The sequence below is a fragment of the Ensifer adhaerens genome (assembly GCF_000697965.2).
Taxonomy (GTDB): domain Bacteria; phylum Pseudomonadota; class Alphaproteobacteria; order Rhizobiales; family Rhizobiaceae; genus Ensifer; species Ensifer adhaerens.
This window is the reverse complement of sequence record NZ_CP015880.1, coordinates 2570597-2584479: the sequence shown is the minus strand read 5'-3', so window position 1 is coordinate 2584479 and position 13883 is coordinate 2570597. Positions and strand designations below refer to the sequence as shown.

The 13883-nt window shown below is 62.8% G+C and carries 13 protein-coding genes; 6 read left to right on the top strand and 7 right to left on the bottom strand.

Going from position 1 to position 13883, the window contains the following annotated elements; translation table 11 throughout:
• Positions 1-167 precede the first annotated feature (167 nt).
• The 5 genes from puuE (at position 168) to FA04_RS12490 (ending at position 3714) form a co-directional block, all read left to right on the top strand.
• The gene (gene puuE / locus FA04_RS12510) at positions 168-1097 is read left to right on the top strand and encodes an allantoinase PuuE (RefSeq protein ID WP_034789000.1); all 930 of its coding nucleotides are present in this window, start codon (positions 168-170) and stop codon (positions 1095-1097) included.
• Positions 1097-1600: a 2-oxo-4-hydroxy-4-carboxy-5-ureidoimidazoline decarboxylase gene (gene uraD / locus FA04_RS12505; RefSeq protein WP_034788998.1), complete on the top strand. Its 504-nt coding sequence runs from the start codon at positions 1097-1099 to the stop codon at positions 1598-1600. Before puuE ends, uraD begins: the two co-directional genes overlap by 1 nt.
• A gap of 96 nt (positions 1601-1696) precedes the next feature.
• The gene (locus tag FA04_RS12500; RefSeq protein ID WP_034788995.1) at positions 1697-2194 is read left to right on the top strand and encodes an ureidoglycolate lyase; all 498 of its coding nucleotides are present in this window, start codon (positions 1697-1699) and stop codon (positions 2192-2194) included.
• Positions 2195-2252: 58 nt separating this feature from the next.
• Positions 2253-2615 carry a hydroxyisourate hydrolase gene (gene uraH / locus FA04_RS12495; RefSeq protein ID WP_034788993.1) on the top strand — a complete coding sequence of 121 codons (363 nt, stop codon included), beginning with the start codon at positions 2253-2255 and terminating at the stop codon, positions 2613-2615.
• A gap of 82 nt (positions 2616-2697) precedes the next feature.
• On the top strand, positions 2698-3714 hold the full coding sequence (locus FA04_RS12490) for an alpha/beta hydrolase family protein (protein ID WP_234798703.1): 1017 nt from the start codon (positions 2698-2700) through the stop codon (positions 3712-3714).
• Positions 3715-3844: 130 nt separating this feature from the next.
• On the opposite strand, the gene FA04_RS12485 is transcribed toward FA04_RS12490, so the two are convergent.
• From FA04_RS12485 to FA04_RS12470, 4 genes are all read right to left on the bottom strand, one after another.
• Positions 3845-4981 carry an alpha-hydroxy acid oxidase gene (locus FA04_RS12485; protein ID WP_034788987.1) on the bottom strand — a complete coding sequence of 379 codons (1137 nt, stop codon included), beginning with the start codon at positions 4979-4981 and terminating at the stop codon, positions 3845-3847.
• A gap of 115 nt (positions 4982-5096) precedes the next feature.
• A complete protein-coding gene (gene guaD, locus FA04_RS12480) occupies positions 5097-6413 on the bottom strand; it encodes a guanine deaminase (RefSeq protein WP_034788983.1) in 1317 nt (438 codons plus the stop codon).
• Entirely contained in the window at positions 6410-7648 is a 1239-nt protein-coding gene (gene puuD, locus FA04_RS12475) for a urate hydroxylase PuuD (RefSeq protein ID WP_034788980.1), read from the bottom strand. Before puuD ends, guaD begins: the two co-directional genes overlap by 4 nt.
• Before the next feature lie 72 nt (positions 7649-7720).
• Entirely contained in the window at positions 7721-8635 is a 915-nt protein-coding gene (locus tag FA04_RS12470) for a LysR substrate-binding domain-containing protein (RefSeq protein WP_034788978.1), read from the bottom strand.
• Between the two features lie 12 nt (positions 8636-8647).
• On the opposite strand from FA04_RS12470, the gene FA04_RS12465 reads away from it, so the two are divergent.
• Complete coding sequence (locus FA04_RS12465) at positions 8648-8986, top strand: hypothetical protein (RefSeq protein ID WP_143106240.1); 339 nt, start codon at positions 8648-8650, stop codon at positions 8984-8986.
• An 18-nt stretch (positions 8987-9004) separates the two neighbouring features.
• On the opposite strand, the gene xdhB is transcribed toward FA04_RS12465, so the two are convergent.
• The 3 genes from xdhB to FA04_RS12450 form a co-directional block, all read right to left on the bottom strand.
• Positions 9005-11341 (bottom strand): xanthine dehydrogenase molybdopterin binding subunit, encoded by a 2337-nt coding sequence (xdhB, locus tag FA04_RS12460; RefSeq protein WP_034788974.1) that lies wholly within the window; start codon positions 11339-11341, stop codon positions 9005-9007.
• A gap of 2 nt (positions 11342-11343) precedes the next feature.
• Positions 11344-12819 (bottom strand): xanthine dehydrogenase small subunit, encoded by a 1476-nt coding sequence (gene xdhA, locus FA04_RS12455; RefSeq protein WP_034789086.1) that lies wholly within the window; start codon positions 12817-12819, stop codon positions 11344-11346.
• 155 nt (positions 12820-12974) lie between these two features.
• Positions 12975-13751: a 3-hydroxybutyrate dehydrogenase gene (locus FA04_RS12450; protein WP_034788972.1), complete on the bottom strand. Its 777-nt coding sequence runs from the start codon at positions 13749-13751 to the stop codon at positions 12975-12977.
• Between the last annotated feature and the right edge of the window lie 132 nt (positions 13752-13883).

Sequence of the window (13883 nt, the reverse complement as noted above, 5' to 3'; positions counted from 1 at the left end):
ATCCATTCAACGCTGTTTCGAAAAATCTCTCAACCTCGGGCTCAGCCGAATTTTTCTGGTAATTTCCGTCAGGGCCGTGGCGCTGCCGCTGCCCTGCCTCACGTCATTTCGGTATCGACAATCCGGTCGGCGGTGATACCGTTCCTAAAAATTCGAAGGGTGATTTGATGTCTGAGACTAAGTATCCGCGCGACCTCGTTGGCTACGGCCGCAATCCGCCGAAGGCAAACTGGCCGGGCGATGCGCGCATCGCCGTGCAGTTCGTGCTGAACTACGAAGAGGGCGGCGAAAGCTGCATTCTCGATGGCGACCCAGCGTCCGAGTGCCTGCTGTCGGAAATTGTCGGCGCGCAGCCCTGGGCTGGCCAGCGTAACCTCAACATGGAATCGATCTACGAATACGGTGCCCGTTCCGGCTTCTGGCGGCTGTGGCGCATGTTCACCAGCCGCAACGTCCCGCTGACCGTCTATGGCGTGACGCAGGCCATGGCGCGCAATCCGGAAGCCGTCGCTGCCATGAAGGAAGCCGGCTGGGAAATCGCCAGCCACGGTCTGCGCTGGCTGGAATACAAGGACGTGCCGGAAGAGGTCGAACGCGAGCATATCCGCGAGGTCGTCCGCCTGCACACGGAGCTCACCGGCGAGCGGCCGCTCGGCATCTACCAGGGCAAGCCTTCGGCCAATACGCTGAAGCTGGTGCTGGAGGAAGGCGGGTTCCTTTACTCCTGCGACAGCTACGCCGACGAACTGCCCTACTGGGTGCCGGGTCTTTCGGCCGACAAGCCGCACCTGATCATTCCCTATACGCTTGATGCCAACGACATGCGCTTTGCGACGCCGCAGGGCTTTAACAGCGGCGACCAGTTCTTCAGCTACCTCAAGGACACATTTGACGTGCTCTACGAGGAAGGTCGCCAGGGCGACGCCAAGATGATGAATATCGGCCTTCACTGCCGTCTCGTCGGCCGCCCGGGCCGCGCTGCTGCGCTCGCTCGCTTCATCGACTACGTCATGTCGCACGACAAGGTCTGGGTGCCGCGTCGCATTGACATCGCCAACCATTGGTACCAGCACCACAAGCCGGAAGGGGCGCTCTGATGACCGACCGTGATGCCTTCGTTGCCCGGCTCGGTGGCGTGTTCGAGCACTCGCCCTGGGTTGCCGAACGCGCCTACGACCGAGCCGCGGCGACCGGGCTGACGGCGGGCACGGTGCATTCGGCGCTCTGCCAGGCCTTTCGCACGGCGCTGCCGCGCGAGAAGATGCAGGTGCTGCGCGCGCACCCCGATCTTGCCGGCAAGCTGGCGATCGCCGGTAAGCTGACGGCGGACTCGACGGCGGAGCAGGCGTCTGCCGGCCTCGACCGGCTGACACCAGAGGAGCATGAGCGCTTCACCGCGCTCAACGACACCTACACGAAAAAATTCGGCTTCCCCTTCATCATCGCGGTGAAGGGGCTGACCAAGGGGCAAATTCTTGCCTCCTTCCAAAGCCGCATTGACAATTCGCCCGAAGAGGAATTTGAAACCGCTTGCGCACAGGTCGAGAAAATCGCCCGCCTGCGCCTGCAGTCGATGATTCCTGGAGACGAAAATGCCTGACAAAACCGTTCGATGCCTGTCCCCGCTCATGAGGAGGGCCCTCGAACTGGATCGGACATCCGCAAGCGCAAAATCGTCCTGCGAGGTCTCCGCATAATGTCGCGCCTGCTCGAAATCGAACCGCTGACACGCGAGGCCTTCGCTCCCTTCGGCACCATCATCGAAGCCGATCCGGCAACGATGCGCCACATCAACGGCGGCAACACGGAACGTTTCCACGGTCTTGCGCGTGCCGATGTCGTCGGCGACGGCGCCAATGTCATCATCAACATCTTCCGCGGCCAGCCGCGGTCTTTCCCCTATTCGGTGACGATGATGGAGCGCCACCCGCTCGGCAGCCAGAGCTTTTCGCCGCTCGACGACCGCCCATGGCTCGTCGTGGTGGCGGACGACGAGGACGGGCGCCCGGGCACGCCGCGCGTTTTCCAGGCGAACGGCCGGCAGGGCGTCAACTACGGCCGCAATATCTGGCACCACCCGCTGATGTCCGTCGGCGCCGTCAGCGATTTCCTCATCGTCGACCGCGAAGGGCCGGGTAACAATCTCGAGGAGTTCTTCTATGACGAGCCTTTCGTCATAGACAGCGCTATCTAGCAGGACGTGCGCGCGGCTTCTGACAGCATCCCGCGCCAATGTGTGAAAGAGAGAAGCCATGAGCAGCGCCGGCCGCCTGACCACCCATGTTCTCGATACCGCTCTCGGGAAACCGGCCGAGGGTCTGCGCATCGACCTCTACTGGCTGGAGGGGGAAGAGCGGCAGTTGATCCGCACCGTACATACCAACAGCGACGGCCGTGTCGACGGCCCGATGGTCGAAGGCATCGGCTTCATGGCCGGCAACTACGAGCTGGTGTTCCATGCCGGCGACTATCTGCGCCGGTCCGGCGTTACACTGCCGGAGCCGGCCTTCCTCGACCGCATCCCCTTGCGCTTCGGCATCGCCGATCCGGCGAGCCATTATCACGTGCCGCTGCTTCTCTCGCCCTACGGCTATTCGACCTACCGCGGCAGCTGAGATTGAAGGATGAGTGTTCGTGGTGATGCAAAGGGTGATATTTAAAATATAATTTTCAATGGCTTAAACATCATCATTTCTCTTGGATCCAAGCGATATGTTTTTCAGATTGCTGGCCTCTCTGTGCCTCGTCCTTCTCTGGAGTGCCAATGCCAGCGCCGGCGTTATCGAAGGCGTAGGCGCCAAGAAGCTTGAGGTGGTCGACCCCGTCGAGCAAAAGCCGATGGATGCGGTCGTGTTCTTTCCAAGCCCCGACCAGACGGATGTCAGCAGCATCGGACCTTACGAGGTCGACGTGTCTCGATCGGCGCCCATCGGTGACGACCGCTACCCTTTGATCATGCTCTCGCATGGCAGCATGGGGAGTATGTGGGGCCACCACGACCTGGCTTCGTCCCTCGCGCGGCAGGGATACATGGTCGTCAGCGTCACGCATGTCGGCGACAATTTTCAGGACACAAGTCGGATCAGCACCGCCGGCGCCATCTACGGACGCGCCATGCAAATATCGGCGGCTTTGACGGCCACCCTCGATGATCCCGTCCTTGCTCTGCACATCGACCGCGAGCGGATCGGCTTCGTCGGGTTTTCCGCAGGCGGGACGACGGGGCTTATCCTGGCGGGAGCCAAGCCTGACCTTTCCCGTCTTGTAGGCTATTGCGCCAAACGTCCCGATGATCGCCATGTCTGCGAAGCTCGCGGGCGCATCGGGGTGGAGGGTGCCGAACTTGGGGCTTCAGCCGACGCGCGAATCCGATCCTTCGTTTTGCTGGCACCGCTCAGCGTCCTCTTCCCTACGGAAGGGCTAAAATCCGTTGCGGCTCCGATATCGGTCTATGTCGGCGAAAAGGATGAGGAGCTATCGCCTGATGACAACGCCCTGGCGCTTGCGCGCGACATGCAGTCCGAAATCCGCGTCGAGGTCGTCCCAAACGCCGGGCATTTCACGTTCCTTGCTCCGTGCTCGCCGCAAATGAGAGACGCCGTGCCCGCGATATGCGCGGATCCTCCCGGGGTTGATCGGGTAGAACTCCATCGCACCATCAACGCTGAAATCGCAGCCTTTTTCACCAGAACGCTTGCTGTGGCGGTTCCGTAAGCAATCTTCGCCACGAACTCGGTTGTCCGAAGCCGACCTTATCGACGGCGAGCCGGGTACTTCGGATTGAGAGAAGACCCTGAAGCCCTCCCTCATCCGGGCAACAAATGCGGATCGCTGACGCGGTCGATCAATCCGCGAGAATGTCGCGGTTGACGTCGTTGATATCGCGCTTGCCGCAGAGGGCCATGGTGATGTCCATCTCCTTGCGGATGATTTCCAGCGTCTTGGTGACGCCCTCCTTGCCCATGGCGCCGAGGCCGTAGAGGAAGGGGCGGCCGATATAGGTGCCCTTGGCGCCCATGGCGACGGCCTTCAGCACGTCCTGGCCGGAGCGGATACCGCCATCGATATGCACCTCGATCTGGTGGCCGACCGCATCGACGATGCGCGGCAGCATGCTGATCGAGGAATGGGCGCCGTCGAGCTGGCGGCCGCCGTGGTTGGAGACGATGATCGCGTCGGCACCGGTCGCCGCTGCCATCTTGGCGTCCTCGGGGTCGAGAATGCCCTTGAGGATCAGCGGTCCGCCCCAGCGTTCCTTGATCCAGGCGACATCCTTCCACGAGAGCTGCGGGTCGAACTGTTCCGCCGTCCAGGCGCCGAGCGACGAGAGGTCGGTGACGCTTTTCGCGTGGCCGACGATGTTGCGGAAGGTGCGGCGCTTGGTGCCGAGCATCTTCATGCACCAGCCGGGGCGCGTCGCCATCTGCCAGAGGTGCTTCGGCGTCATCTTCGGCGGTGCCGAGAGGCCGTTGCGAAGATCCTTGTGACGCTGGCCGAGGATCTGCAGGTCGAGCGTCAGCACCAGCGCCGAGCACTTCGCCGCCTTGGCCCGGTCGATCAGGTTCAGCACGAATTCGCGTTCGCGCATGACGTAGAGCTGGAACCAGAAGGGCTTGGTGGTGACCGAGGCGACGTCCTCGATCGAGCAGATGCTCATCGTCGAGAGCGTGAAGGGCACGCCGAAGGCTTCAGCCGCCTGGGCTGCCAGCATTTCGCCGTCGGCGTGCTGCATGCCGGTGAGGCCGGTCGGGGCGAGTGCCACCGGCATCGACACCTTCTGGCCGATCATCGTCGTTTCCAGCGACCGGTCGGTCATATCCACCAGCACGCGCTGGCGCAGCTTCACCTTGGCGAAATCCTCCTCGTTGGCGCGATAGGTGCCTTCGGTCCAGGCGCCGCTGTCGGCGTAATCGAAGAAGAGTTTCGGCACCCGGCGCTTGGCGAGCGCCTTGAGATCGCTGATTTCGAGGATTTGCGTCATGGATAAGGCCTTCGTCCAACGGAGATTGAACGAGCCATTACCATGTTTGGCAGAGGCTTGTTAATAGCCAGAACGCAGAGAGGTCAATTTTCTTGACCTCTCTGCTTTTGGTCGGTCATGCGGCGGCAAGCGCCGATTTTGCCGGCTTGCCGGCGACATAGGTTTCGACGATCGACCGGTCGTCGCCCATGGTCTGCAGCAGGAAGAGTTCGTCTGCCAGAGAGTTGACCACTTCGGCCCGAAGCGCCATCGCCGGCGTCGCCGCCATGTCGAGCACGATGAAATCGGCGTCGGTGCCGGCTTCCAAAGTTCCGATCTTGTCGACCAGCGATAGCGCCTCGGCATTGCCGCGGGTCATCATGAAGAAGCTGTCGAACGGGTTCAGCCGCTCGCCCTGCAGCTGCAGGATCTTGTAGGCCTCGTCGAGCGTCTTCAGCATGGAATAGCTGGTACCGCCGCCGATGTCGGAGGCGACCGAGGTGCGCACCGGCTTTTCGCGGCGGCTGAGCGCGCGCAGCGGGAAGAGGCCAGAACCGAGAAAAAGATTGGAGGTCGGGCAGAAAACGGCGACCGAGCCGGTCTCGCTCATGACATCCGCCTCGCGCTCAGACAGATGGATGCAGTGGCCGAACAGGCTCTTCGGTCCGAGCAGGCCGTAGCGGGCGTAGACGTCTGTGTAGTCCTTGGCTTCCGGATAGAGTTCGCAGGTAAAGGCGATCTCGTCGCGGTTTTCCGAAAGGTGCGTCTGGAGGTGCAGGTCGGGGAATTCGTGCACCAGCGACTTCGCGACGTCCATCTGCTCCGGCGTTGAGGTGATGGCGAAGCGCGGGGTGATCGCCACATGATTGCGGCCCTTGCCGTGCCATTCGCGGATGACCGCGCGGGTTTCGTCGTAGCTCATCTGCGGCGTGTCGAGCAGGCCTTGCGGGGCGTTGCGGTCCATCATCACCTTGCCGGCGACCATGCGCATGTCGCGGCGCAGCGCCTCGGCGAAGAAGGCATCGGCCGACGCCTTGTGAACCGAGCAATAGGCGGTTGCTGTTGTCGTGCCATAGCGCACCATCTCATCGAAGAAGCGCGTCGCGATGCGCTCCGCATGGGCGGTCTCGACGAAGCGGCACTCCTCGGGGAAGGTGTAGGTGTTCAGCCATTCAAGCAAGTTGGCGGCATAGGAGGCCATGACCTGCATCTGCGGGAAATGCAGATGCGTGTCGATGAAGCCGGGCACGATCAGGTGTGGGCGATGGTCCACTTCAGCGACGCCGTCAGGCGCGCTTGCCTTGACCGCAGCATAGGAGCCGCTCGCGGCGATCTGTCCCCCCTCAATCAGAAGCGCACCGTCGCTCTCGTAGCTGTAGGCGGCGCTGTCGTCGATCGACGATGGCGCGCGGTTGAAGCTCAGCAATCGGCCGCGGATGAGGGTGGTCGTCATTGTGTCTTGCCTTCCTCGACGGCGCTTTCGAACCAGGCTGTCAGAAGCTGGCGCTCGTCCGTCGTCATGTCTGTCACGTTGCCGGGCGGCATCGCATGGCTGCGCCCGGCCTGGATATAGATTTCGCGGGCATGGGCGGCAATCTCCGCGTCGCTTTCGAGCATCACGCCCTTCGGCGCCTGGGTGATACCCTCATAAACCGGTTCTGCCGCATGGCACATGGAACAGCGTGTCGAGACCGTGTCCTTGACTGCAGGGAAGTGGGCATTGGCGGCGAAGCGGCTGAAGGCGGGCGCAACCTCGGCCTTTTCGCCGCCGGTCAGCACCTTCGGCACGGTCGAAAGCCACATGATCAGGATGAAGAGGAGGGCGGTGACGAGCCAGGTCCAGGTCGGCCGGCCCTTGCGGGCGTGGGTGGTGTTGAACCAGTGGCGGATGGTGACGCCCATCAGGAAGACGAGTGCGGCGATGATCCAGTTGAACGCGGTGGCAAACGCAAGCGGATAGTGGTTCGACAGCATGAAGAAGATGACGGGCAGCGTCAGGTAGTTGTTGTGCAGCGAGCGCTGCTTGGCCTGCGCGCCGAGTTTCGGATCCGGCGTGCGGCCGGCGATCAGGTCGGCGACGACGATCTTCTGGTTGGGGATGATGATGAAGAAGACGTTGGCCGACATGATCGTCGCGGTGAAAGCGCCGAGATGCAGGAAGGCGGCGCGGCCGGTGAAGACCTGCGTATAGCCCCAGGCCATGACGACCAGCGCCACATAGAGCAGTGCCATCAACCCCCAGGTGTTCCTGCCGATCGGCGACTTGCAGAGCAGATCGTAAAACAGCCAGCCGATGCCGAGCGAGGCGAGCGAAATCAGGATCGCCGTGGTCGCCGAGATGTCGAGCACGTGGCGGTCGATCAGGAACAGATCGGCGCCGCCATAGTAGACGACACAGAGCATGGCGAAGCCAGAAAGCCACGTCACGTAGGATTCCCATTTGAACCAGGTGAGATGCTCGGGCATCGAGGCCGGTGCGACCAGGTATTTCTGGATGTGATAGAAACCGCCGCCATGGACCTGCCATTCTTCGCCATAGGCGCCGACGGGCAAGTGATCGCGCTTCACGAGACCCAGGTCGAGCGCGATGAAATAGAAGGATGAGCCGATCCAGGCGATGGCGGTGATGACGTGCAACCAGCGCACGGCAAAGGCCAGCCATTCCCAGGCGATGGCGAACTCGTACATTCAGATCCCCTTTGTCTCCGTTGCCTCACTTTGCGCATAAACCACGGAGGGGAAAAGGGGCTTCGACGCTCCTCAAGCGCTATTTGCTTGCAGGAAGTTCGGCGCGCAAAGTTCGCCGAGGATCCAGTCGCGGAAAATCCTGATCTTGGGTGTGTTGCGGCGGGCGTGCGGATAGGCGAGCCAATAATCGCAGCCGTCGCTGCAGCGCAGCTCGAAGGGCTGGTAGAGCCGACCGAGCGCCACGTCATCGGGGTAGAATTCCGGCGTCAGGATCGCCACGCCCTGGCCGGCGATGGCGGCGCGCGCCTCGAAGGATTGCGCGCCGAGGCGGCTGTGCGGCCGTCCTTCGAGATCGGGATCCTTGACGCCGGCGGCCTTGAACCACATCGGCCACCAGGGGTCACCGGGATCGATGATGCGCAGCTTCAGCAGGTCGCGCGGCTCGTGCACGCCGCCAATGGTCTCGGCAAGCGCCGGACTCAGCATCGGGCTGAATTCCACCCGCATCAGCGGATGCGTGTCGAGGCCGGGCCAGACGCCGGCACCGGAGCGGATGGCAAGGTCGGCCGGTTCGCGGGTAAAATCGGTGAGCGAGTCGCTGGTCGTCAGCCGAACGGCGATGTTCGGATGGGCGAGCTGGAAGCTGCCGATGTTGCGGGCAAGCCATTGCGAGGCGAAGGTCGGCGTCGAGCTGATCAGGAGCGCGCTGTCGATATCGCCACGGGCATTCGAAACCGCTTCCTGCAGCATCTCGAAGGCTTCGGTGACGCGCGGCGCCATGCGCTGGCCGACTTCCGTCAGCGAGATCTGGCGCGGGCGCCGCAGGAACAGCGGCTCGCCGACATTCTCCTCGATCAACTTGACCTGGTAGCTTACGGCCGTCTGGGTCATGCCCAGCTCTTCACCGGCCTTGGTGAAGCTGCCGAGCCTTGCGACCGCCTCGAAGACCCGCAGCGCATTCAGCGGAAACTGCTTCGACATCTTCATGGATAAGTTCTCTTGATGCATCCAGACGGATGTTCGATTGGATTTCGATCCTCCTCCACGGCATCCTTCAAGTCAACTTCCCAAGACGAAACAGGTGCTGAAATGACTTGCGACACTTACGAACGTACTGAAAGAAAAGCATTTCTTTCATTCGAGCCGGTCGCCCGGCTCACAGCCGCCCTGTTCGGTGGCCTTGTTGCCCCCAAGCCGATGCTCGATGTCAACACGCTCTCCGATCATATCAAGAGAGACATGGGTTTCATGGATGTTCATAGCCCGCACCGCGACGACGAGGAGGCGATGGCCAACGCTCGCCGCCTGTTCAGCATCAATGAACTGCCGCGGATCTGAGGCAAATCGTGATGGCTGTCAGCGATTGCGCAGACGTTCGACGGCCATCAGCACACGCTCCGGTGTTGCCGGAGCATCGAGCCGCGGGCACTCGCGGTAGTCGGCGACACTCGCCACCGCCATCGACAGGGCTTCCAGAACCGAGATCGGCAGCATGAAGGGCGGCTCTCCCACCGCCTTGGAGCGGCCAATGGTCTTCTCGGCGTTGCTCGACCATTCGGCAAGCTTGACGTTGAAGATCTTCGGCCGGTCGGAGGCAAGGGGGATCTTGTAGGTGGAGGGGGCGTGCGTGCGAAGCCGTCCCTTGTCGTCCCACCAGAGCTCTTCCGTCGTCAGCCAGCCCATCCCTTGCACGAAGCCGCCCTCGATCTGACCGAGGTCGATCGCCGGATTGAGCGAACGGCCGACGTCGTGCAGCACGTCGACCCGGTCGACCATGTATTCGCCGGTCAGCGTGTCGATCGAAACCTCCGAAACCGCAGCGCCATAGGCGAAGTAATAGAAGGGTGTGCCGCGGCCGCTGGCTCGATCCCAGTGGATCTTCGGCGTCTTGTAGTAGCCGGCGGCCGAAAGCTGGATACGGCCCATATAGGCCTGCTTGATGAATTCAGGGAAGGGGATCAGCTCCTCGCCGATCTTCACGTGGTTGGCGACGAAGCTGACATTCTCGGGCGTCGTCTGCCAGCGCTCGCAGGCGAAACCGACGAGACGGTCCTTGATCTGGCGCGCGGCGTCGAAGGCGGCCATGCCGTTCAAGTCAGAGCCCGAAGAGGCGGCGGTCGCCGACGTGTTCGGCACCTTGCCGGTCGTCGTCGCAGTGATGCGAACGCGGTCGAGGTCGACCTGGAAGCTGTCGGCGATCACCTGCGCGACCTTGATGTAGAGGCCTTGGCCCATCTCGGTGCCGCCGTGGTTGAGGTGGATCGAGCCGTCCTGGTAGATATGCACAAGCGCGCCCGCCTGGTTGAAGGCGGTCATGGTGAAGGAGATGCCGAACTTCACCGGCGTCAGCGCGATGCCCTTGCGGATGACGCGGCTTTCCCGATTGAACGCGAGGATCGCCTGACGGCGCGCCTGATAGTCGGCGCTTTCTTCCAGCTCCGCGACGATCTGCGCGATGATGTTGTCTTCGACCTGCTGATGGTAGGGCGTGACATCGCGGCCGGAGCCCTTGTCGCCATAGAAATTCAGCTTGCGGATTTCGAGCGGATCCTTGCCGAGCTGGTAGGCGATTTCCTCGATGATGCGCTCGCCGCCGACCATGCCTTGCGGGCCGCCGAAGCCACGATAAGCGGTGTTTGAGACCGTGTTGGTCTTCAGCGGCTGTGAGGTGAGCTTCACATGCGGATAGAAATAGGAGCTGTCCGCATGGAACAGCGCACGGTCTGTGACCGGGCCGGAGAGGTCCGAAGAGTAGCCGCAGCGCGCCGCGTAGTTGGCATGGACCGCATGGATGCGGCCCTCGTCGTCGAAGCCGACGTCGTAATCGACGAGGAAGTCGTGGCGCTTGCCGGTTGCCGTCATGTCCTCGTCGCGATCCGGGCGGAACTTGACGGCGCGGTTGAGCTTCTTCGCCGCGACCGCGGCAAGGGCTGCGAACTGGTTTCCTTGCGTTTCCTTGCCGCCGAAGCCACCACCCATGCGGCGCACGTTCACGGTCACCGCATTGGAGGGCACGCCGAGCACGTGCGAGACCATGTGCTGGATCTCGCTCGGATGCTGGGTCGAGGACCAGACGGTGACCTCGTCGTCCTCGCCGGGAATGGCAAGGGCGATATGGCCTTCGAGGTAGAAATGCTCCTGTCCGCCGACGCGCATGCTGCCTTTGAGCCGCCGTGGCGCCTTTTCCAGCTCCGCCTCGGCATCGCCGCGCTGCAGCGTGAGCGGCTGGGTGACCAACTGCCCGCCATGGGCGACGGCATCGAGAATGTCGGTGAAATGCGGCAGGTCGCGATAGGTGATCTTGGCGAGCCTTGCCGCCCGACGGGCGATGTCACGGGTTTCTGCAATCACGGCGAAGGCCGGCTGGCCATGAAACTGCACGAGGCCATCGGCAAGCACCGGCTCGTCATGCAGGTGGCTCGGGCTGATGTCGTTGGAATGCGGCATGTCCTTGGCGGTCAGCACCAGCATGACACCGGGCACGGCGGCGACGGCCGAAAGGTCCATGGCGGTGATTTCCGCATGCGCCCGGTCGGTCATGCCAAGCGCGCCATGCAGCGTGCCCGCCGGCTCGGGCATGTCGTCGATGTAGTCGGCGGTGCCGGAGACATGCTTGTGGGCGCTGTCGTGACGCTGGGAAACATGCATCTCGCCGCGGATCGTCTTGCGTTCCTCGAAGGTGGATTTGTCCATGACTATCGGCCTCCCGCAGCAAAGCGAACCAGTTGCGCCGGCTCGCCGCCGCTTTCCAGGAAGAAACGCATCAGAAGGTTCTTCGCCGCAAGCATGCGGTAGTCGCTCGTTGCCCGCCAGTCGGTGAGCGGCTGGTAATCGCTCTCGAAGGCGGCTTGCGCGGCGCGGACCGTTTCCTCGGTCCATGGCTTGCCGATCAGCGCCGCCTCGACGTTGCTGGCGCGCTTGGGCGTCGCGGCCATGCCGCCGAAGGCGATGCGGGCGGAGCGGACGATGCCGCCATCCACCGATAGACGGAACGCGCCAAGCAGCGCGGAGATATCTTCGTCGCGGCGCTTGGAGATCTTGTAGGCGGCAAAGAGATCGCCCGCCGGCAGGCGCGGCACGAAGATGCTTTCGACGAATTCGCCGGGTTGGCGATCCTGCTTGCCATAAGCGATGAAGAAGGATTCGAGCGGCAACGTCCGCCGACCGGCGGTCGAGCGCAGGGTCACCGTCGCGCCAAGCACGATCAGGGGCGGCGGACTGTCGCCGATCGGTGAGCCGTTAGCGATATTGCCGCCGATCGTGCCCATGTTGCGCACCTGTTCGCCGCCGATGCGGTTGATCAGCGGACCGAGCCCGAGAAACGTCTTGGCGAGGGCGGCATAGGCCATGGTGTAGCTGACGCCGGCGCCGATAATCAGGCCGTCCGCGGTTTCCTCGATCTGCTGCAATTCGGTGATGCCGTTGATGAAGATCACCGGGTTGATCGCCCGCATCTGCTTCGTCACCCAGAGGCCGACATCGGTGGAGCCGGCAACGACCGTCGCCCCGGGATGGTCGGCGAGTGCTTCCGCCAGGCCACTGCCGTCGGCCGGCACGATCAGACAATATTCGCCCTGGCGGAGTGTGATCGTTTCCGTCGGTGCCAGCGCCTTCAGCCTGATGGTGATCGTTTCCCGCTCCCTGGTGATCGGATCGAAGATGTCGGAGGGGCGCGCCTCTGCCGCCGCTTCGGCCGCGCGCACGATGGGCTCATAACCGGTGCAGCGACAGAGATTGCCCTGCAGCGCCTTTTCGATATCGGCGCGGCTGGGGCTGTCGTTGCCAAGCCAGAGGCCATAGAGCGACATGACGAAGCCGGGCGTGCAGAAGCCGCATTGCGAGCCGTGAAAATCGACCATTGCCTGCTGCACCGGATGCAGCGTGCCATCCGGACCGGCGAGATGCTCGACGGTGACGACATGGGTTGCCTGCAGCGAGCCGAGGAAGCGGATGCAGGCGTTGACGCTCTCATAGACGAGCCGGTCGCTGACCAGCCGCCCGACGAGCACGGTGCAGGCGCCGCAGTCGCCCTCCGCACAACCTTCCTTGGTGCCGGTCAGCCGGCGTTCCAGCCGCAGATAGTCGAGCAGCGTCGTTGTCGGTGCGATGTCGGAAAGAGCGACCTCGCGGTCGTTGAGGATGAAGCTGATTGAACCGGTCGGTTGGGGCATGCCATTCATTCCCTGCTGCTGCATACGTCCTGAAATCACTTTGATCTTAGGTGGTTATGCAGAAAAGCAAAGGGCTGGGCGGACTTTTGCACGCCATGCGGGCAGCGCGGGGGGCATCCGGTCCGCGCTGCCGACCACTTGACGAATGTCGGCCGTTACTGCGCCGTCCAACCGCCGTCCATCGACACATGGGTGCCGGTGATCTGTGCCGCGTCGTCGCCGGCGAGATAGACGGCAAGGGCTGCGACCTGTTCGACGGTGATGAACTTCTTCGTCGGCTGCCCCTTCAGCATCACGTCGTTGATCACCTGCTGCTCGGTGATGCCGCGGGTGCGGGCTTGATCGGGGATCTGCTTTTCGACGAGCGGCGTCAGCACGTAGCCCGGGCAGATCGAGTTCGCGGTGATTCCGCTTTCGGCCACTTCGAGCGCCACGGTCTTCGTCAGACCGAGAACGCCGTGCTTCGCCGCCACATAGGCCGCCTTGAAGGGCGAGGCGACGAGGCCATGGGCCGAGGCGATGTTGATGATGCGGCCCCAACCCTTCGCCTTCATGCCGGGAATAGCGGCGCGGATCGTGTGGAAGGACGAGGAGAGGTTGATCGCGATGATGCGGTCCCATTGCTCGATCGGGAAATCCTCGACCTTCTCGACATATTGGATACCGGCATTGTTGACGAGGATATCGACGCCGCCGAAGCGGGTCGTCGCCGTGGTGATCAGATCGGCGATCTCGGCTGGCTTCGTCATGTCGGCGGCATGATAGACGACCGTTCCTGTCGTCAGCGCGCTCACGTCGTCCGTCGCCTTCTTGATTTCGTCCGGGCTACCGAAGCCGTTCAGCACGATATTGGCGCCACCCTTGGCGAAGGCCTTGGCGATCGCAAGCCCGATGCCGCTCGTCGAACCGGTGATGACCGCTGTTTTCGTCATTGCTGCTCTCTCCCTTTGTGGCGCCGCGCACTGCTTTGTTGCGGCGCAACAGCGCCAGCCTACGCGGAAAACGCCGGCGCTGACAATTGTGTTTTTGGGATCGGGACCGCAGAGTTGAGGAGGGGAATGGCG

Bases quoted from the DNA above. Each gene is read 5' to 3' on its own strand.
- uraH (WP_034788993.1), top strand. From the start codon at position 2,253: ATGAGCAGCGCCGGCCGCCTGACCACCCATGTTCTCGATACCGCTCTC.
- xdhB (WP_034788974.1), bottom strand. From the start codon at position 11,341: ATGGACAAATCCACCTTCGAGGAACGCAAGACGATCCGCGGCGAGATG.
- xdhA (WP_034789086.1), bottom strand. From the start codon at position 12,819: ATGCCCCAACCGACCGGTTCAATCAGCTTCATCCTCAACGACCGCGAG.
- FA04_RS12500 (WP_034788995.1), top strand. From the start codon at position 1,697: ATGTCGCGCCTGCTCGAAATCGAACCGCTGACACGCGAGGCCTTCGCT.
- uraD (WP_034788998.1), top strand. From the start codon at position 1,097: ATGACCGACCGTGATGCCTTCGTTGCCCGGCTCGGTGGCGTGTTCGAG.
- FA04_RS12470 (WP_034788978.1), bottom strand. From the start codon at position 8,635: ATGAAGATGTCGAAGCAGTTTCCGCTGAATGCGCTGCGGGTCTTCGAG.
- FA04_RS12485 (WP_034788987.1), bottom strand. From the start codon at position 4,981: ATGACGCAAATCCTCGAAATCAGCGATCTCAAGGCGCTCGCCAAGCGC.
- guaD (WP_034788983.1), bottom strand. From the start codon at position 6,413: ATGACGACCACCCTCATCCGCGGCCGATTGCTGAGCTTCAACCGCGCG.
- puuE (WP_034789000.1), top strand. From the start codon at position 168: ATGTCTGAGACTAAGTATCCGCGCGACCTCGTTGGCTACGGCCGCAAT.
- puuD (WP_034788980.1), bottom strand. From the start codon at position 7,648: ATGTACGAGTTCGCCATCGCCTGGGAATGGCTGGCCTTTGCCGTGCGC.
- FA04_RS12450 (WP_034788972.1), bottom strand. From the start codon at position 13,751: ATGACGAAAACAGCGGTCATCACCGGTTCGACGAGCGGCATCGGGCTT.